17 protein-coding genes are annotated in these 18,455 nt (G+C 52.6%); 6 read left to right on the top strand and 11 right to left on the bottom strand.

The window, feature by feature from the left end; all coding sequences use genetic code 11:
- Positions 1–208: 208 nt before the first annotated feature.
- Genes ttrB through ttrA form a run of 3 tightly spaced genes read left to right on the top strand, consistent with a single transcriptional unit; the run spans position 209 to position 5,024 of the window.
- Complete coding sequence (ttrB, locus tag OOJ59_RS14240; RefSeq protein ID WP_038640285.1) at positions 209–943, top strand: tetrathionate reductase subunit TtrB; 735 nt, start codon at positions 209–211, stop codon at positions 941–943.
- A complete protein-coding gene (ttrC, locus tag OOJ59_RS14235) occupies positions 944–1,966 on the top strand; it encodes a tetrathionate reductase subunit TtrC (RefSeq protein ID WP_160956353.1) in 1,023 nt (340 codons plus the stop codon).
- Positions 1,959–5,024: a tetrathionate reductase subunit TtrA gene (gene ttrA, locus OOJ59_RS14230; RefSeq protein WP_160956354.1), complete on the top strand. Its 3,066-nt coding sequence runs from the start codon at positions 1,959–1,961 to the stop codon at positions 5,022–5,024. The genes ttrC and ttrA overlap by 8 nt, the downstream gene beginning before the upstream one ends.
- A 78-nt stretch (positions 5,025–5,102) precedes the next feature.
- Here the strand turns inward: ttrA and OOJ59_RS14225 are convergent, their stop codons facing one another.
- From OOJ59_RS14225 to OOJ59_RS14215, 3 genes are read right to left on the bottom strand one after another with little or no spacing between them, the layout of a single operon-like run.
- Positions 5,103–5,915 (bottom strand): MetQ/NlpA family ABC transporter substrate-binding protein, encoded by an 813-nt coding sequence (locus tag OOJ59_RS14225; protein WP_003029358.1) that lies wholly within the window; start codon positions 5,913–5,915, stop codon positions 5,103–5,105.
- Between the two features lie 21 nt (positions 5,916–5,936).
- Positions 5,937–6,605, bottom strand: coding sequence for a methionine ABC transporter permease (locus tag OOJ59_RS14220; RefSeq protein WP_069324235.1), 669 nt, complete (start codon positions 6,603–6,605; stop codon positions 5,937–5,939).
- On the bottom strand, positions 6,598–7,620 hold the full coding sequence (locus OOJ59_RS14215) for a methionine ABC transporter ATP-binding protein (protein WP_038640275.1): 1,023 nt from the start codon (positions 7,618–7,620) through the stop codon (positions 6,598–6,600). Before OOJ59_RS14215 ends, OOJ59_RS14220 begins: the two co-directional genes overlap by 8 nt.
- Positions 7,621–7,995: 375 nt before the next feature.
- Between OOJ59_RS14215 and ynhH the strand changes: the two genes are divergently transcribed.
- The 3 genes from ynhH to lpp all read left to right on the top strand — a co-directional run bounded on the left by ynhH (position 7,996) and on the right by lpp (position 10,156).
- Complete coding sequence (gene ynhH / locus OOJ59_RS14210) at positions 7,996–8,190, top strand: protein YnhH (RefSeq protein ID WP_247672768.1); 195 nt, start codon at positions 7,996–7,998, stop codon at positions 8,188–8,190.
- Positions 8,191–8,197: 7 nt separating this feature from the next.
- A complete protein-coding gene (gene pykF, locus OOJ59_RS14205; protein ID WP_268063416.1) occupies positions 8,198–9,610 on the top strand; it encodes a pyruvate kinase PykF in 1,413 nt (470 codons plus the stop codon).
- A 309-nt stretch (positions 9,611–9,919) separates the two neighbouring features.
- On the top strand, positions 9,920–10,156 hold the full coding sequence (lpp, locus tag OOJ59_RS14200) for a murein lipoprotein Lpp (protein ID WP_003029373.1): 237 nt from the start codon (positions 9,920–9,922) through the stop codon (positions 10,154–10,156).
- A gap of 70 nt (positions 10,157–10,226) precedes the next feature.
- On the opposite strand, the gene ldtE is transcribed toward lpp, so the two are convergent.
- From ldtE to OOJ59_RS14160, 8 genes are all read right to left on the bottom strand, one after another.
- A complete protein-coding gene (ldtE, locus tag OOJ59_RS14195; RefSeq protein ID WP_087856317.1) occupies positions 10,227–11,231 on the bottom strand; it encodes a L,D-transpeptidase LdtE in 1,005 nt (334 codons plus the stop codon).
- A 123-nt stretch (positions 11,232–11,354) separates the two neighbouring features.
- Complete coding sequence (sufE, locus tag OOJ59_RS14190; protein ID WP_038640268.1) at positions 11,355–11,771, bottom strand: cysteine desulfuration protein SufE; 417 nt, start codon at positions 11,769–11,771, stop codon at positions 11,355–11,357.
- A gap of 12 nt (positions 11,772–11,783) precedes the next feature.
- Positions 11,784–13,004: a cysteine desulfurase SufS gene (sufS, locus tag OOJ59_RS14185; RefSeq protein ID WP_150344982.1), complete on the bottom strand. Its 1,221-nt coding sequence runs from the start codon at positions 13,002–13,004 to the stop codon at positions 11,784–11,786.
- Complete coding sequence (gene sufD / locus OOJ59_RS14180; RefSeq protein WP_137350503.1) at positions 13,001–14,272, bottom strand: Fe-S cluster assembly protein SufD; 1,272 nt, start codon at positions 14,270–14,272, stop codon at positions 13,001–13,003. The genes sufS and sufD overlap by 4 nt, the downstream gene beginning before the upstream one ends.
- A complete protein-coding gene (sufC, locus tag OOJ59_RS14175) occupies positions 14,247–14,993 on the bottom strand; it encodes a Fe-S cluster assembly ATPase SufC (protein WP_038640264.1) in 747 nt (248 codons plus the stop codon). The genes sufD and sufC overlap by 26 nt, the downstream gene beginning before the upstream one ends.
- 16 nt (positions 14,994–15,009) lie before the next feature.
- Positions 15,010–16,497: a Fe-S cluster assembly protein SufB gene (sufB, locus tag OOJ59_RS14170; protein ID WP_038640262.1), complete on the bottom strand. Its 1,488-nt coding sequence runs from the start codon at positions 16,495–16,497 to the stop codon at positions 15,010–15,012.
- Between the two features lie 8 nt (positions 16,498–16,505).
- Positions 16,506–16,874 (bottom strand): Fe-S cluster assembly scaffold SufA, encoded by a 369-nt coding sequence (sufA, locus tag OOJ59_RS14165; RefSeq protein ID WP_038640259.1) that lies wholly within the window; start codon positions 16,872–16,874, stop codon positions 16,506–16,508.
- A 401-nt stretch (positions 16,875–17,275) separates the two neighbouring features.
- Entirely contained in the window at positions 17,276–18,343 is a 1,068-nt protein-coding gene (locus tag OOJ59_RS14160; RefSeq protein ID WP_268063424.1) for an autotransporter family protein, read from the bottom strand.
- Positions 18,344–18,455 lie beyond the last annotated feature (112 nt).

Here is an 18,455-nt window from a genome sequence, read left to right as displayed (position 1 = left end):
GTCAGGCATCTTACTACGTTGCGTCCCACTCAATTATCCCTGTCAATTATGTTGTTTTAGATCAACAACAAGCCGGGTATGTGGTTAACCACAATAGAGTACCCCCCGTCACGATTTTTACACTGTAAATCATTGAGATTCTTTATTCATCACACACAAATCAACGGCGTGACCAATGTTTCGTTGTTGTACCGTGACGGGAGAAAATATGGACAGCAGTAAACGGCAGTTTCTCCAGCAACTGGGCGTCCTGACCGCTGGCGCTTCACTGGTCCCCCTGGCGCAGGCGCAATTCCCCTTCTCGCCTGAACGCCATGAAGGCTCACTCGCGCATCGCTACGCCATGTTGATTGACCTGCGACGCTGCATCGGCTGCCAGGCCTGTACCGTCAGTTGCGCTATTGAAAACCAGACGCCGCAGGGAGAATTCAGAACCCTCGTTAACCAGTATCAGGTGCAGCTTACAGGCCAGCAAAGCGTCACCAACGTCCTGCTGCCGCGCCTGTGCAACCATTGCGATAATCCCCCTTGCGTACCCGTTTGTCCGGTGCAGGCCACCTTCCAACGTGAAGACGGTATTGTGGTCGTCGACAACACCCGCTGCGTGGGTTGCGCTTACTGCGTGCAGGCCTGCCCTTACGATGCGCGGTTCATCAACCATGAAACGCAAACCGCCGATAAATGCACATTTTGCGTACACCGTCTGGAAGCGGGGCTGCTCCCGGCCTGCGTGGAATCCTGCGTCGGCGGCGCACGCATCATTGGCGATATCAAAGATCCGCACAGCCGGATTTCTCAAATGCTGCATGAACACCATGAGGCCATCAAAGTGCTAAAACCCGAAAGCGGAACATCACCGCACGTGTTTTATCTGGGTCTGGATGAAGCGTTTGTCACCCCGTTAATGGGACGCGCCCAACCCGCTCTCTGGCAGGAGGTTTAAATGAACCATTCACTGATTATCGAAGAGGTTCTGGCCCATCCGCAACATGTAAGCTGGTTACCCTGGGCCGTACAGTATTTCTTTTTCATCGGTATTGCCGCCTGCGCCGCGCTGTTCGCCTGCGTGCTGCACTGGCGCAAACAAGAGACACCGGACCTGGAAAACCTGACGCTGTTAATTGCCCTGACCTGTGCAATAACCGCCCCGTTGGCGCTAACCGCCGATTTACACCAAACCGCCCGCGTCTGGCATTTTTATGCTTATCCAACGCCATGGTCCTGGATGCCATGGGGCGCGCTGTTTTTACCGCTGTTCACCGGCTTCCTGGGCCTGTGGTTTTTGGCGCAGCACGTTAAGCGGATAACGCTTAAAAGTTACAGTGTAACTAAATGGTTGGCCGTCGGTAGCGCCTTGTCCGCCATCGGATTACTGGTTTACACCGGTCGCGAAGTGTCGGTGGTGCAGGCGCGTCCCATTTGGTTCAGCTACGCCTTTCCGGTTGCAATGTTCCTCAGCGCGCTGCAAACGTTCCTCGCCCTGCTCATCGCTGCAACAAACAGTGAAGGATCTTTGCTGCGCAAACTGGCGTGGGGGCAAATTGTCGCCTTGAGCGCGCTGGTTATCGTGGTGGCAATTTGGGTGAGCGGCAATACGCTCTCCGGTTCAGCAATTCGCCAGTGGCTGGATGTCGCCTCTTCGGCACGACACTACGCCATCGGTTGGGTTGTGTTATGGCTTGTCTCGCTTGGCCTTTGCGGGCTGGTGCTGCGTTTTCCATTATCGCGGCTGCTGCGCATATTACTGGCGTTTAGCGCCATGGCGCTGTGCTGGCTGATGCGCTGGACGTTACTCATCCAGGTACAGACCGTACCGAAATTTAACGCCCAATTTAATCCTTACACCCTGCCCGGCGGCACCGATGGCTGGCTGGCCATTGTGGGCACCTTCGGCCTGTGGATAGCACTGATTATTATTGTTCGTGAAGCCCTGAACGCGATCGCAAGGAGAATACAACATGGCTAATTTAACCCGTCGTCAGTGGCTTAAAGTCGGTCTTGCAGTAGGTGGCATGGTGACGTTTGGTCTGAGTTATCGGGATGTAGCAAAGCGCGCACTGGACGGTTTGCTGGACGGTACCTCTGGTAAAATTACCCGCGACCGCATTTTTGGTAATGCGCTCATCCCTGAAGCCAATGCCCGGCCGCAATGGCAGCAAAATCCGCAGCAGGTGATCTCAATGACGCAGTGCTTTGGCTGCTGGACACAGTGCGGTGTGCGGGTACGCGTTGATAGTGAGCAAGGCAAGGTGCTGCGCATTGCCGGTAACCCTTATCATCCATTATCTCACGAGCACCATATTGACGCCTCGGTTCCCTTTGCCACGGCAATGGCGCAACTGGCGGGCGAGTCGGGTCTGGACGCGCGCTCCACCGCCTGCGCTCGTGGCGCAACCTTACTTGAAGGTCTGTACAGCCCACAGCGCATTCTGCAGCCCATGAAACGCGTCGGCAAACGCGGCGAGGGAAAATGGCAGCGCATCAGCTTCGAACAATTAATCACAGAGGTGGTGGAAGGCGGTGACCTGTTTGGTGAGGGCCATGTTGATGGCCTGCGGGCAATTCACGATCCCGATACGCCGCTTGATGCCAGACATCCCGGCTTTGGGCCAAAATCCAATCAGTTGCTGGTCACCAATACCAGCGATGAAGGACGTGATACGTTTTTACGTCGCTTCGCGCTGAACAGTTTCGGCAGTAAAAACTTCGGCGCGCATGGCGCTTACTGCGGTCTGGCCTACCGGGCCGGTTCTGGTGCGCTAATGGGCGATCTGGATAAAAATACCCACGTGAAGCCCGATTGGGATAATGTCGAGTTCGCGTTGTTTATGGGAACCTCTCCGGCGCAATCCGGCAACCCGTTTAAACGCCAGGCTCGCCAGCTCGCCAGCGCTCGTTTACGCGACGACTTCCGCTATGTGGTGGTGGCGCCAGCCCTGCCATTAACCACGGTACTGGCTGACGATCGCGGCCACTGGCAGCCCGTGCGTCCGGGAAGCGACTCCGCGCTGGCGATGGGTATGATCCGCTGGATAATCGAAAAACAGCGCTATAACACCGATTACCTTGCGATTCCCGGCGTACAGGCCATGCAGCAAGCCGGTGAAAAAAGCTGGAGCAACGCCACGCATCTGGTGATCACCGATGAGATCCCAAATCTTGCCGGGCAGCATTTAACCCTCGCGCATCTGAACGCAAACGCCGCCCAGGAGCCGGTGGTCGTTAACGAAGCCGGAGAAATTGTCGCCGCCAGCGGTTGCCCACGCGCGCAGTTGTTTGTCACCCGCGTGGTGACGCTGGCAGACGGCCAGACGGTGACGGTAAAAAGCAGCCTCCAGTGCCTGAAAGAATCCGCCGAAAAACTCACGCTGGCGCAATACAGCCAGCAGTGCGGCGTGGCTGAAGCAGACATTAGCGCACTGGCCGACGCGTTTACCCGCCACGGACGTAAAGCGGCGGTGATCGCCCACGGCGGAATGATGGCAGGTAATGGATTTTATAACGCCTGGTCGGTAATGATGCTCAATGCGCTGATTGGCAACCTGAGTCTTGAAGGCGGCGTGTTTGTCGGCGGCGGCAAGTTCAATGGCGCCACCGATGGACCACGCTACAACATGGACAGTTTCACCGGGAAGATTAAACCAAAGGGATTAAGCATCGCACGCAGTAAAACCGCGTATGAGTCTTCCGAAGAGTACCGCAATAAAGTAGCCGCCGGACAATCGCCCTTCCCGGCAAAAGCCCCCTGGTATCCGTTTGTGGCAGGTCAACTTACTGAACTTCTTGTCTCGGCACTCGAAGGCTACCCTTATCCGCTAAAAGCCTGGATCTCTAACATGACCAACCCGTTTTACGGCATCGCAGGGTTGCGCGGCGTGGCGGAAGAAAAGCTTAAAGATCCTGCGCGTTTGCCGCTATTTGTCGCCATTGATGCCTTTATGAACGAAACCACGGCGCTGGCAGATTACATCGTGCCGGATACCCATAACTTCGAAAGCTGGGGATTCAGCGCCCCGTGGGCGGGCGTCGCCAGCAAAGCTACCACCGCTCGCTGGCCCGTGGTCAGAGCCGCAACCAGCAGTACCGCTGACGGTCAACCGGCCTCAATGGAATCTTTCTGTATTGCGGTAGCAAAACGCATTGGTTTGCCTGGTTTTGGTGATAATGCGATTACCGACCCACAGGGCAATCAGTATCCGTTAAATCGTGCGGAAGATTATTATCTGCGCCTCGCCGCCAATATTGCGTTTATGGGTAAATCACCGGTCCCGGAGGCTCAGCCGGAAGACATTGCCTTGACCGGGGTGCAACGGATCATGCCGGTGATAACGCAAACGCTGAAAGCCGATGAAGCCAGCCGGGTGGCATTTGTGTATTCACGCGGCGGGCGTTTCGCCCCAGCCAGCAGTGGCCGGGTGGAGGATCGCGTCGGCAATGCGTGGGAAAAACCGCTGCAAATCTGGAATGCAAATGTCGCCGCGCACCGCCATGCGATTACCGGCGAGCGCTACAGCGGCTGCCCGGCCTGGTATCCTTCGCGCCTGTCAGACGGACGTGCGGTCGAGGAGTTGTTCCCGGAACAAGAATGGCCGCTGAAATTGATCTCCTTTAAATCCAATACCATGTCCAGCGCCACGGCGGTCATCCCGCGCCTGCATCATCTGAAGCCGGTTAATCTGGTGGCGCTCAACCCGCAGGACGGTAAGCGGTACGGCTTAGCACATGGCGATACGGTACGTATCACTACGCCTGGCGGTCAGGTACAGGCGCAAATAAGCCTGCTTCATGGTGTTATGCCGGGAGTTATCGCCATTGAACATGGCTATGGACATAAAGAAATGGGCGCGGCGCAGCATACGCTCGACGGCGAGCCGATGCCATTTGACGCGCAGATAAGGTCGGGAATTAATCTCAATGATTTGGGCTTTGCGGATCCTACCCGGCAGGTAACCAATACCTGGCTTGACTGGGTGTCGGGTGCGGCGGTACGCCAGGGGCTGCCAGCGAGAATTGAGCGCGTGTAACTCGCGCGTCCGGTGGCAACGCTAACGCATTTTATCCGGCCTACAACGTCCTGTAGGCCGGATAAGGCAAAAAGCGGATCAGTTATTTACCGGGATCACCGCGCCTTTGTATTTAGTGCGGATCCAGTCCTGAATCTCTTTTGAATGCAGCACGTCTACCAGCGCCACAATATCCTTTTTCTTCTCATCGCCGCGATGTACGGTAATGATGTTGGCATACGGGTTGTTTTCACCGCTTTCGACGGCAATCGGATCTTTCACCGGATCCAGCCCCGCGTCGATAGCGTAGTTCGCGTTAATCACCACCGCATCGCCTTCGTCGTTGTTGTACATCTGCGGTAACAGCGCCGCTTCCACGTTAGGCAGGAACTTCAGTTTTTTCGGGTTTTCCACGATGTCGCTAATGCGCGCGGTGACTTTGTCCACCCCCGGCTTCAGCTTGATCACACCCTCTTTTTCGAAAATCGACAGAATACGGCCTTCCTCAGATACCGCATCGCGCATGATGACCTTGCCGCCTTCCGGCAGATCTTTAAGCGATTTCACCTTCTTCGAATAGATGCCGATCGGCTCAATGTGAATTGCTCCGGCGCTGACGAAGTCATAGGTTTTATCGCCAGCATGATCTTTAATCACGCTGTTCAGATACGGAATATGTTGGAAGTAGTTAGCGTCAATTTCACGGCCAGCCAGCGCGGTATTCGGCAGGATGTAATCCTGGAACGGCTTAATTTCCAGGTCGATCCCCTGCTTTGCCAGAATCGGTTTGGCCTGCTCAAGGATCTCCGCGTGCGGTACGTTTGATGCGCCAACGGTCAGCGTATCAGCCCAGGAGGCGAAGCTCAGGGCGCTTAAGGTTGCTGCGGCGAGTAATGTCAGTGATTTTTTCATGATAATGGTTTCCGTATTTTATTAGCGTTTATCTAACAGAGAGGTGATCACATCGCCGCAAAGCTGGATGATGAAGACGATGAGCAGAATCGTCACCGTCGCCACCAGCGTGACGTCGCTGTGGTTGCGCTGGAATCCTTCCAGATAGGCCAGATTCCCTAAACCCCCGGCACCAATGACTCCCGCCATCGCGCTGTAGCTGACCAGCGCAATCAGCGTCACTGTGATCCCGGACACCAGAGCGGGAGAAGATTCCGGCAGTAAAACCCGAAAAATAAGCGTACTCAGACGCGCGCCCATCGAACGTGTCGCTTCAATAACGCCTTTATCCACTTCACGCAGGGCAATTTCGACCAGACGCGCATAAAACGGTGCGGCTCCCACAATTAACGCAGGCAGCGCGGCATTAGCGCCGAGAATGGTGCCAACCATCGCTTTGGTAAATGGGATCAGCAGCACGATCAAAATGATGAAGGGGATCGAACGGAAGATATTCACCACCAGCGAAATCGCGCTATACACGGCGCGATTGTGGAACAGTCCGCCACGCGCCGTCAGAAACAGCGCCAGGCCAAGGGCGATCCCAAGGACAAAGGTCGCCACGCCAGAAAGCGCGGTCATATAGAGCGTTTCCTGGGTTGCTGCTAATAATTGATCCCATTTCAGATGGGGGAACAGTCCTTCAGCCATGTTGAATCACCTCACCTTCAATGTCGCTATCGCGCAGGTCGGCCAGAATATTGCTCAGTTGCTCCTCGGTAGCCACAACGTGCACCCATAGCTGACCAAACACCCCGTGCGCGGTTTGCGTCATCTTGCCGTGCAAAATGTTAAACGGCAGGCCGTAGCGCAGGGTCAATTCTCCAACGACGGGACGGTGGGTGCGTTGCCCGGTAAATGTTAGCTTGATCACCACGCCGCCCAGTTCGCGTGCCAGCTGTGGGTTAAACTCATCTTCTTCGGCGTACTGGCTCACCTGACGCACGAATTGTCGGGTGATCGGCTGCTGCGGATGGGTAAAGACGCTGAGCACATCGCCTTCTTCAACGACTTTACCGTTTTCCATCACCGCCACGCGGTCGCAGATTTTGCGCACCACGTGCATTTCATGGGTGATCAACACAATGGTTAATTTGAAGCGACGGTTAATATCGAGCAGTAAATCAAGGATCTGATCGGTAGTTTGCGGATCTAACGCCGAGGTGGCTTCGTCGCACAGCAGTACGTCAGGATTGTTCGCCAGCGCGCGGGCAATTCCCACCCGCTGTTTTTGCCCGCCGCTGAGCTGAGACGGATAAGCATTCTCGCGACCACTCAACCCAACCAGCGTAATCAGTTCGGCAACCCGCGCTTTGATGGACGCCTTTGGCGCACCCGCGATTTGCATAGAGAAAGCAATATTTTCGCTAACCGTGCGCGACCACAGTAAGTTGAAGTGCTGGAACACCATGCTGATTTTCAGTCGCGCCTGACGCAGAGATTCTCCGCGGGCGGCAGAGATATCGTGGCCGTTAATCGTCACGCTGCCGGAGGTCGGTTTTTCCAGACCATTAAGCAAGCGAATTAAGGTGCTCTTACCCGCCCCGCTGTAACCAATAATTCCGTAAATCTGTCCCTGCTCAACCGTCAGGTTGACGTTATCGACAGCGGTAATGGATAGCCTGCCTGGCGTAAACACTTTTGAAATATTTTTCAGGACAATCATGTCGTTTGGGTATCCGCTGCTGCTTTTTGTAATGCTGCTAGCGCTTTTAGCTGTTTAGCAGTATGGATGTCCAAACGAGTGTAATGAGTGAAATTGGCTTTTAGAATGAATTAAAACGAATTTGATATAATTTTTAGGAATATGATCTGTACATTGAAAACGCCCGCCTAAATCTGTTTATTTGGATAGCCAGGGCAGGTTGTTGCGCAACAAACTGTCGCTGAGCCCAACGCCTTTATCCATACCGATGAACAAATTAATGAATATTTTTTGTAAAACCGCACAGAACTGTTTTGAAACAGCGTTTCCATTTTCCTTTTAGATAAAATTCAGCGTATAATGCGCGCCAATTGTCTCTTGAATGGTTTCAGCACATTGACCTGTAAAACTCAACGACTACAAAACTCACCTTCCCGTTGGGCTGAAACGCAAGCACACATTCCTCTGCACGCTCTTTCGATGTCACCTATCCTTAGAGCGAGACATCACCACTTTCGTAACTCAGGTTTAGCTTCCCATCCGTGCGCGATGGGAGCCAGATTTCCCAATCCTTCTCAACTTAAAGACTAAGACTGTCATGAAAAAGACGAAAATTGTTTGCACCATCGGTCCGAAAACCGAATCCGAAGAGATGTTAACCAAAATGCTGGACGCGGGCATGAACGTCATGCGTCTGAACTTCTCTCATGGCGATTACGCAGAACACGGTCAGCGCATCAAAAATTTGCGCAACGTGATGAGCAAAACCGGTAAGAAAGCCGCTATCCTGCTGGATACCAAAGGTCCGGAAATCCGTACCATTAAGCTGGAAGGCGGTAACGACGTTTCTCTGAAAGCAGGCCAGACCTTCACCTTCACCACCGACAAATCTGTTGTCGGCAACAGCGGAATCGTTGCTGTGACTTACGAAGGCTTCACTAAAGATCTGTCTGTCGGCAACACCGTACTGGTTGACGATGGCCTGATCGGCATGGAAGTTACCGCGATCGAAGGTAACAAAGTTATCTGTAAAGTGCTGAACAACGGCGACCTGGGCGAAAACAAAGGCGTTAACCTGCCAGGCGTTTCTATCGCGCTGCCAGCACTGGCTGAGAAAGACAAACAGGACCTGATCTTCGGTTGCGAACAGGGCGTTGACTTCGTTGCGGCATCCTTTATCCGTAAACGTTCTGACGTGGTTGAAATCCGCGAGCACCTGAAGGCGCACGGCGGCGAAAACATCCAGATCATCTCCAAAATCGAAAACCAGGAAGGCCTGAACAACTTCGACGAAATCCTCGAAGCGTCTGACGGTATCATGGTTGCTCGTGGCGACATGGGCGTTGAGATCCCGGTTGAAGAAGTTATCTTCGCGCAGAAGATGATCATCGAGAAATGTATCCGCGCGCGCAAAGTCGTTATCACTGCGACCCAGATGCTGGACTCCATGATCAAAAACCCGCGTCCGACCCGCGCTGAAGCCGGCGACGTCGCGAACGCCATCCTCGACGGCACCGACGCAGTCATGCTGTCTGGCGAATCCGCGAAAGGTAAATACCCGCTGGAAGCCGTGACCATCATGGCGACCATTTGCGAACGTACCGACCGCGTGATGACCAGCCGTCTGGACTTCAACAACGACAGCCGCAAACTGCGCATCACCGAAGCCGTTTGCCGTGGCGCGGTTGAAACTGCGGAAAAACTGGACGCTCCGCTGATCGTCGTTGCAACCCAGGGCGGTAAATCTGCTCGTGCAGTGCGTAAATACTTCCCGGATGCCACCATCCTGGCACTGACGACTAACGAAACTACCGCGCGTCAGCTGGTACTGAGCAAAGGCGTTGTGGCACAGGTTGTTAAAGAAATCAGCTCCACCGATGATTTCTACCGTCTGGGCAAAGAAGTTGCTCTGGAGAGCGGTCTGGCGCAGAAAGGTGACGTTGTGGTTATGGTTTCTGGCGCGCTGGTTCCAAGCGGCACGACCAACACCGCATCCGTTCACGTACTGTAATAATTCCGCCGCGAATTAATTTGCTTATAAAAGCGCCCTCGTGGCGCTTTTTTTATTTTATCGATAGCCACAATTAATAAAAAATCAAATCGGATTTCACTATCTAATCCGTGATTATCTAAGATGAATCCGATGGAAGCTTTCTGTTTTCACTCGGTTTTTTAGCCGTTTTTGCACAATTCGATGCTTCTTTGAGCGAACGATCAAAAATAAGTGCATTCCCATCAAAAAAATATTCTCAACATAAAAAACTTTGTGTAATACTTGTAACGCTACATGGAGATTAACTCAATCTAGAGGGTATTAATAATGAATCGTACTAAACTGGTACTGGGCGCGGTAATCCTGGGTTCTACTCTGCTGGCAGGTTGCTCCAGCAACGCTAAAATCGATCAGCTGTCTTCTGACGTTCAGACTCTGAACGCTAAAGTTGACCAGCTGAGCAACGACGTGAACGCAATGCGTTCCGACGTTCAGGCTGCTAAAGACGACGCAGCTCGCGCTAACCAGCGTCTGGACAACGCAGCTACTAAATACCGCAAGTAATAGTATCTGTGTAATAAAAATGGCGCACGTTGTGCGCCATTTTTTTTTGCCCTCCATTTCTCATTCCCTGTTATTGCGTAGCGCGCACCTCTGCATTCTCTCCCGGCACACCATTTCGCGCAGACTTCACTTCCGCACCATTGCTAACGACCGAGGCCTGGCTGGCCGTCACTGTGACCGGATAACCCGCACGGCGATACAACGCGCGTTCCACCAGGCTGCTATCAACGGCTTTATTGTCTTTGAACTGAGTAAAACCGGCTGGGAGCACATACGGCATGGTCTGAACGTTTTGTTCCTCTTCCGGCGACAGTGGGCGATGCACCTCGACATACCGCATGCCGTTCGGCTCAATCGAATATTTGATCGGCTCATTAATCACCCTGACCGGCGTTCCTGTTCGGACTTGAGCAAACAATGCCTTGATGTCCGGCGCGTTCATGCGAATACACCCGGAGCTCACGCGCAGACCGACGCTGTCCGGCGCGCTGGTGCCATGGATCAGGTATTCACCGTTTCCATGCGCCAGACGCAGTGCAAAGCGTCCTAACGGGTTATTTGGCCCGGCGGGCACTACCGGAGGCAATGTTATGCCACGTTCCAGAGAGCGTTTACGGATGCCTGCTGTAGGGGTCCAGGTAGGATTCGGTATTTTCTGCCCTACCCGGGTTTCCATCACCGGAGTTTCCAGCCCCTGCAAACCGATACCAATCGGGAAGACCTGAACGATATTCTCTCCCGGCGGGTAGTAATACAGACGTAGCTCCGCCAGATTCACAATAATGCCTTCGCGTGGCGCATCAGGCAGCAGTAATTGCGAGGGAATAGTAATCAGGGTTCCGGGTTTGGGAACAGGGGCAATAGTATTATTGGCTTCGAGGATCAACATTGCGGCGGTATCAAACTTACGGGCAATCGCCTGTAGGTTTTTATCCCCTTCCTGCACGGTATAAGTTTGATTTTGCCCAACAAGACGACTGTTTGCCTGGGGCAACGGATAATCGACCGCCCATGCGGCCTGAATAGCGCTGTAAGCGCCGATTAGCATTAAGGTAATAACAGACGCGCGTTTCATACTCACTCACCCCCCTGGCGTTCCTGCCGGACGACGGCGAGCGCCAGATCCGGCTTACGAGTCACTGCGTTGCCTTACACGATCGATTTCAAGTCGGTCTGAAAGTTGACGTGTTTTATCAGTTTAGCTAAGAGTTGCGGCTTTGGCGCGGATAGCCCGAATCATTGCCTCCAGCCCCTGTGAACGAGACGGTGTGAGATGCTGTGCGAGCGCCATTTTTTCAAACCACGGACGCACATCAAAATTCACAATATCCTGGGCCGTCATGCGGTCGTACAGAATGAAGACCACGGCGATAAGCCCTTTCACAATTGCCGCATCGCTGTCGCCCTGAAATTCAATAATCCCTTCAGCATTCTGACGCATAACAATCCATACCTGACTTTGACATCCCTGAATGCTATTTTCGGGGCAGCGATCGTCGGCGTTTAATTCCGGCAAACGCTGACCCAGTTCAATGATGTACAGGTATTTCTCTTCCCAATTAGCGCAACGCAGAAAATTACGCAACAATTTTTCTTTATCCGGTAGCGCAGCCATAACGCCTCCCTGTTATCCCAGTAAGTGATGAATACGCTTGAGACCTGTCACCAGGCGATCCACTTCTTCATGGGTGTTGTACATGGCAATCGACGCCCGACACATGGCGGGAACGTGATAGTAGGCCATCAGCGGCATTGCGCAGTGATGCCCCGTCCGCACGGCGATCCCATAGTTATCGAGAAAACTCCCGACGTCATAGGCGTGATGTTTGCCGAGGTTAAAGGCAATCACCCCCAGGCGGTTATCCGGTCCGTAAAGCGTCAAATCCGGCACGTCCGCCAGCTGTTCCAACGCATAGCGCATCATGAACTGTTCATATTCGCTAATTTCAGTCAGCCCCAGCGCTGAAACATACTCAATAGCCGCGCCAAGCCCGATAATTCCTCCTGTGTTAGGCGTACCGGCTTCAAAACGCCACGGCGCTTTGGCCCACGTCGTCCCCTGGCTCAGGCTCACGGTCGCAATCATCGAACCGCCGCCTTCCCATGGCGGCATTTCCTGCAGCAGCGACTCTCTGGCATACAGCACGCCAATACCGGTTGGCCCGTAGAGCTTGTGTCCGGAGAAAACATAAAAATCGCAATCTAACGCCTGCACATCCACTTGATGATGCATAACCGCCTGTGCGCCATCCACCAGTACTTTTGCGCCGTATTGATGCGCCAGCGCAATCATCTCACTTAGCGGGTTTTCGGTGCCCAGTACGTTTGAAACATGGGTAATTGCCAGCAGTTGCGTACGCTCATCGAACAGCGCTGGCAACGCTTCCAGTTGCAATGTGCCGTCGGCATTGAGCGGAATGACCCGCAGTTCTGCGCCCACGCGGGCGCATAGCATTTGCCAGGGAACAATGTTGGCATGGTGCTCCATTTCGCTGATGATGATGTTATCGCCAGTCCTGACATTGCTGTTGCCCCAACTGTTCGCCACCAGGTTAATGCCTTCCGTGGTACCGCGAACGAACACCAGCTCTTCAGCGGAACGAGCGTTAATAAACAACGAGGCGAGCTTGCGCACATTCTCCATTTTTTCCGTGGCCTGCGCGCTCAGCGTATGGATACCACGGTGAACCGCCGCATAGCCGTGACGGTAAAACTCGGCTTCGGCATCGATCACCTGATTAGGCTTTTGCGCGCTGGCGGCGCTGTCCAGATACGCCAGCGGTAAACCGTTCACTTCACGCGTCAGGACCGGAAAATCAGCCCGCACTTTTTCAATGGGGAATGTCATGCTACGCCTCCCGGCAGGCGGTGAGCGATCCGCGCCAGTACCAGTTGTTTAAGCGTTTCATCGCGCAGGGCTTCCGTTAGCTCAGCGGCAAACGCATAGAGAATCATCTGTTGAGCATCCTGCTGACCGATCCCGCGCGAACGCAGATAGAACATCTGCTCGTCGTCAATCCGCCCTACCGTCGCCCCGTGACTGCATTTCACGTCGTCGGCATAAATTTCGAGCTGAGGCTTGGTGTCCACTTCCGCCAGTTTTCCGAGCAGTAAATTGTTATTGGTCATCTGACCGTCGGTTTTAATGGCGTGTTGAGCGACGTTGATCAGGCCATTGAACACCGCCCGCCCCTTATCGCTGACAATCGTTTTATGCAACTGGCGGCTGTTGCAATAGCCCTTGTTGTGCGCAAGCCAGGTCCGGGTGTCACAAACTTCGTTTTTCACCGGCATCGCCAGGCTGTTAAGGCGCAGCGTGGTATTTTCGCCGTTGAGCTGGGTACTGGTGTTATGGCGTAACACGGCATCACCCAGCAAGAAACTTTGGCTGACTGCCGAGGCATCTGCACTCAACTGAATATCATTATGGGCAAAGTGGTGGCTGAGCGAATTCTCAAACGCCAGTTTAATGTGGTGCAAATGTGCATTGGCCGCGACGTTCATCGTTAAGCGCGCCCCGGTAAAATGGCGAAGCTCGCTGAGACTGACATAATGCTCAATAACGGTGGCTTCTGCGCCTTCCGCCAGATCCAGATGGTGACGATAGTGCGCCGTATTCACCGCATCGCCCGTCGCTCCCTGGGTAATGTGCAGCAGCAGCAACGGTTTCGCTGGCCGGTGGTTACGCTTGACCAAAATGTGCGTTACGCTGCGGGACAGGCTTTCGGTCAGATGCAGAAATACTTCCGGCTGGATAGCCGCAGGCAGCATCTGACGCTCATCATTAACGGTAATATCAAATCCGCTACCTTCCACGCTGTCGCTGAGCGTTGGACAAAATTTCCCGTCGACAAACACCAATCGTACCGCATCAATCGCTGGTGCCAGCGCCTCAAACTGGGCTGGCGTTAGCGCGGAGATATTGCTGACGAACCGGCTGTTGGTTAATCCCTCCAGCGGCGTGTATTTCCAGTCCTCATGCTTACGCGTTGGCAGCCCCAGACGCAGTAGCTGTTGCAGATGCTGTTGCGCATAGTGCGAACGGGTCTCCCCTTGGGTCTCAAACAGATGGTGCCACTGTTGCAGCACGTTACTGCTGTTCGCTAAGCCAGCCATATCCTTGCTCCTCCAGTTGTTTGACCAGCGTGAAATCGCCGGACTTCACAATTCGCCCCTGGTAGAGAACGTGAACATAATCGGGTTTGATATAGTCCAGGATGCGCTGATAGTGAGTGACGATAATAAATGAGCGTTTCCCGTCGCGCAGCGAGTTCACGCCATCGGCGACGATTTTCAGCGCATCAATATCCAGCCCGGAGTCTGACTCATCGAGAATGCACAACTGAGGCTCCAGCACCGCCATTTGCAAAATGTCATTCCGCTTTTTCTCACCGCCAGAGAAACCGACGTTTACCGAACGCGTCAGTAAGTCTTCCGGCATCTTCAGCAGCGCGATTTTTTCTTCCATCAGATCCTGGAAGTCGAACCTGTCCAGCGACTCCTCCCCACGATAACTGCGCACCGCATTCAGCGCCGTTTGCAGGAAAAACTGATTACTGACGCCGGGAATTTCTACCGGATACTGAAATGCCATAAAGATCCCTTCACCGGCCCGGTCTTCCGGCGACAGTTCCAGTAAATCCTTACCGTTAAATTCAACCGTCCCGCCAGTGACTTCGTAGTCTTCACGTCCGGCGAGCGTGGCGGACAGCGTACTTTTCCCGGAACCGTTCGGCCCCATAATGGCATGGACTTCTCCGGGACGAATCTCAAGGCTGAGCCCACGCAGAATCGCCTTATCTTCGACACTGACCTGTAAATCTTTAATGCTTAACATGTGCTTTCCTTAAATTTTAACCGACGCTGTGTTCAAGACTTATGGCGAGAAGTTTTTGCGCTTCCACCGCAAATTCCAGCGGCAGTTCAGAGAACACGTCTTTACAGAAACCGTTGACGATCATCGAAATGGCATCCTCTTCGCTGATGCCGCGTTGCAGACAGTAAAACAGCTGGTCTTCACCGATGCGTGACGTCGTGGCTTCGTGCTCAAGCTGGGCGCTGTTGTTTCGACACTCGACATACGGGAAGGTATGCGCCCCGCAGTCCGCCCCGATCAACATGGAGTCGCATTGGGTATAGTTACGCGCGTTGGTGGCGGTCGGCATGATTTTTACCAGGCCGCGATAGCTGTTCTGACTCTGACCGGCGGAGATCCCTTTCGAGATGATGGTCGATTTGGTGTTCTTGCCAATGTGGATCATCTTGGTGCCGGTATCGGCCTGCTGGTGACCGCTGGTCAGAGCGACGGAGTAGAATTCACCGATAGAGTTATCGCCACGCAGAATGCAGCTTGGATATTTCCAGGTAATAGCCGAGCCGGTTTCCGACTGCGTCCACGACATTTTGCTGTTTTCGCCTTCGCACAGCGCGCGCTTGGTGACGAAGTTCAAAATGCCGCCGGTATTACCATCACCGGGGAACCAGTTTTGCACCGTCGAGTATTTCACTTCAGCATCTTTATGGATGATAACTTCCACCACCGCCGCATGTAGCTGGTAGCTGTCGCGTACCGGAGCTGAACAACCTTCGATATAACTGACGTAGCTGCCCTCATCCGCAATCAGAATAGTGCGTTCAAACTGCCCGGTCTTTTCGGCATTAATCCGGAAGTAGGTAGAGAGTTCCATGGGACAACGCACGCCTTTCGGCACATAAATAAAGGTGCCATCAGATGCCACTGCGGCATTCAGCGCGGCGAAGAAATTATCATTACCCGGAACGACGGTTCCCAGATACTGTTTCACCAGCTCGGGATGGTCATGAATCGCCTCACCGAACGAACAGAAAATAATGCCCTGCTCTGCCAGCTTGTCGCGATAGGTTGTCGCCACCGACACCGAGTCGAAAATAGCATCAACCGCCACCTCTTTTCCTTCACGAACCGGTACCCCTAGCTGTGCAAAGGCGTCTTCTACCTCTTTGCTTAAAAAGGCATTCGCCCCTGTTTGCTGAACAGCCCCCGGTTCAGAAGCACAGGTTTCATCACAATTGCCGCAGGACGGCGCAGAGTAATAGCTGTAATCCTGATAATTCAGCTTGTCGTAGTGCGCTTTGAGCCAGTGCGGCTCTTCCATGGTGAGCCATGCGTTAAAGGCATTCAGGCGAAACTCCAGCATCCAGTCGGGTTCATTACGTTTTGCCGAAATCGCGCGCACAACGTCTTCATTGATCCCTTTTGCCAGCTCATCGGTTTGCAGTTGGGTGAAGAAGCCCTCTTTATAATTGAGGTGCCCGCCAGCCCAGGTGTTGACATCATCAGTTGCTTCAGTATTACGAGACATAGTACCGCCTATACCCCAAAACTTTCGCCACAGCCGCATTCGTTCTGGGCTTTCGGGTTATGAAATTTAAATAACTGATTTAATCCTTCGCGAACGAAATCGACTTCCGTCCCGTCGATAAACGGCATCGCCTGTAACGGCACATAAAGTCTGGCGCCATCAGATTCATACAGCAGATCGTCTTTTTCCGGCTCACGGACGGTGTCCAGCACGTAGCCGAATCCCGCGCATCCGGTTTGTTTCACACCTAAACGCACGCCCAACATACCGGGTTGTTTTGCCACCAGTTCGCGGATGTGCGCCGCAGCTGCCGGCGTTAACGTCAAACCACGCCATGCGAAATCGTCCGGGTTAAATGTTCCTGAATGCAATTCCATAGGGTTACCTCGAGTCATTAGCTTTCAAGCTATAACACCATGTTAGTGATAATGATTATCACTTCAACCCCTCAACAGCAGGGGCATTCGGGTTAATCGCCATTTTTGGCTACTTTTAATAAGCATAGACCCTGCAGCGCGGGTTATCAGAGATGGATTATTTTGTTCAATGCATTGATTAATAATGGATTATGAAAATCCAATCGTTCAGGCAGGTCAAACGCCAAAAGATGTATAGGTAATACCTATTTAAGGGATTGGTTTTAAAATCTGAATAAAATCATGCAATTATTGTATAATCAGGGACTTAATACTTGCATATTACAAAACGTATTGATTTACAGGCATATTACTTACGTTAATAAAAAAGCGGTAAGCATAAACTTACCGCCCTTTAACTATTACCAGTTAACCCGAATTCCCAGGTTGCCAGCAAAACCATGCATATTACCTTCAAAATCATGCTGATATTTCATATCTGCATATAGTGAAGCATTTTTAGTAATATCACCGGTAAAACCACCGCCCACTTCATACCATTGGTCTGAATAATCTTGATTAAATTTCACCGAGCTCACCGTTACATCTGGCGAACGACCAATATTAGTCAGGACATTTGCAGTTAAATATGGATGAGCTTTAGATGTTTTAACACTATCATAACCCAGACGTCCTCCGATACGAGCAAGGCCCGAGTTATCAGACGTTGATTTAACGTAGGCAACGCCATCGTTTGTCGCATCTAAGTGAAGGTATTGATACATAAGTTGAACTTGAGGTTCCAGATATAACCCATTAGCATATTTGAATGGCTTACCTGCCTCTACGGATAGAGTTATGCCATCACCATCCTGAGTGGCATCATTACCGTAAATACTATTATATTCATTACGATAGTGAGTATACTGAGCCACAGTATCTACATATACGTCATTTGAAAAATATGAGGTGTAATATGCCCCTACACCGTAACCTTTGGAATTGATCTTACCTGTCGTTGTCGATCTGCCTTGATACATTCCACGAACAGAATCTTTAGCAGACGTGCTAACTTGTCCGAAAGTAGCAAATACGCCACTATGTACTCTGGTGCCATCTTCTTCAAAGTTGTTATAAAGATCGCCGCCAAGCTGAGCAAACCAGGTGTCGGCGTCATAGTTAAAACGATCTGCATTAGATTTTGTTTCACCGCCGCCAATACGTCCCCAGGCCCCCTGAGGCATATTACTTTCTTTCTTAATATTTTCCTGTTCACCGACCCTTTCATGCAAAGTACCAACGGTCTGATAGCCATACATACGGTTTAAGTATGGGGCGATAACGTAACCAGGTACTGATGGGTTATATGATGGTTCCGATGTTGGGGCCGGGGCCGGAGTCGGATTTGGCGTCGGCTCCGGGGTTGGGTTTGGCGTCGGATTTGGCGTCGGCTCAGGGGTTGGATTCGGCGTCGGTGGATTTGCCCCTATATATCCAGACGCATTTTCTCTCTTACGGTTGCGATAATTTCCTGCGTATAAATTCCCGCGGTGAGCGATATCCCAGCGCACTGTGTGGGTGATATTCATTGTAATGACTGAA

The sequence above is a fragment of the Citrobacter sp. W9 genome (assembly GCF_026719375.1).
In the GTDB taxonomy this organism is placed as follows: Bacteria; Pseudomonadota; Gammaproteobacteria; order Enterobacterales; family Enterobacteriaceae; genus Citrobacter; species Citrobacter werkmanii.
This window is presented reverse-complemented; position numbering and strand designations above follow the sequence as displayed.

Bases quoted from the DNA above. Each gene is read 5' to 3' on its own strand.
- OOJ59_RS14215 (WP_038640275.1), bottom strand. From the start codon at position 7,620: ATGATTGTCCTGAAAAATATTTCAAAAGTGTTTACGCCAGGCAGGCTA.
- ttrC (WP_160956353.1), top strand. From the start codon at position 944: ATGAACCATTCACTGATTATCGAAGAGGTTCTGGCCCATCCGCAACAT.
- ttrB (WP_038640285.1), top strand. From the start codon at position 209: ATGGACAGCAGTAAACGGCAGTTTCTCCAGCAACTGGGCGTCCTGACC.
- sufD (WP_137350503.1), bottom strand. From the start codon at position 14,272: ATGGCTGGCTTAGCGAACAGCAGTAACGTGCTGCAACAGTGGCACCAT.
- sufC (WP_038640264.1), bottom strand. From the start codon at position 14,993: ATGTTAAGCATTAAAGATTTACAGGTCAGTGTCGAAGATAAGGCGATT.
- OOJ59_RS14220 (WP_069324235.1), bottom strand. From the start codon at position 6,605: ATGGCTGAAGGACTGTTCCCCCATCTGAAATGGGATCAATTATTAGCA.
- OOJ59_RS14225 (WP_003029358.1), bottom strand. From the start codon at position 5,915: ATGAAAAAATCACTGACATTACTCGCCGCAGCAACCTTAAGCGCCCTG.
- ldtE (WP_087856317.1), bottom strand. From the start codon at position 11,231: ATGAAACGCGCGTCTGTTATTACCTTAATGCTAATCGGCGCTTACAGC.
- pykF (WP_268063416.1), top strand. From the start codon at position 8,198: ATGAAAAAGACGAAAATTGTTTGCACCATCGGTCCGAAAACCGAATCC.
- sufB (WP_038640262.1), bottom strand. From the start codon at position 16,497: ATGTCTCGTAATACTGAAGCAACTGATGATGTCAACACCTGGGCTGGC.
- sufE (WP_038640268.1), bottom strand. From the start codon at position 11,771: ATGGCTGCGCTACCGGATAAAGAAAAATTGTTGCGTAATTTTCTGCGT.
- lpp (WP_003029373.1), top strand. From the start codon at position 9,920: ATGAATCGTACTAAACTGGTACTGGGCGCGGTAATCCTGGGTTCTACT.
- sufA (WP_038640259.1), bottom strand. From the start codon at position 16,874: ATGGAATTGCATTCAGGAACATTTAACCCGGACGATTTCGCATGGCGT.
- ttrA (WP_160956354.1), top strand. From the start codon at position 1,959: ATGGCTAATTTAACCCGTCGTCAGTGGCTTAAAGTCGGTCTTGCAGTA.
- sufS (WP_150344982.1), bottom strand. From the start codon at position 13,004: ATGACATTCCCCATTGAAAAAGTGCGGGCTGATTTTCCGGTCCTGACG.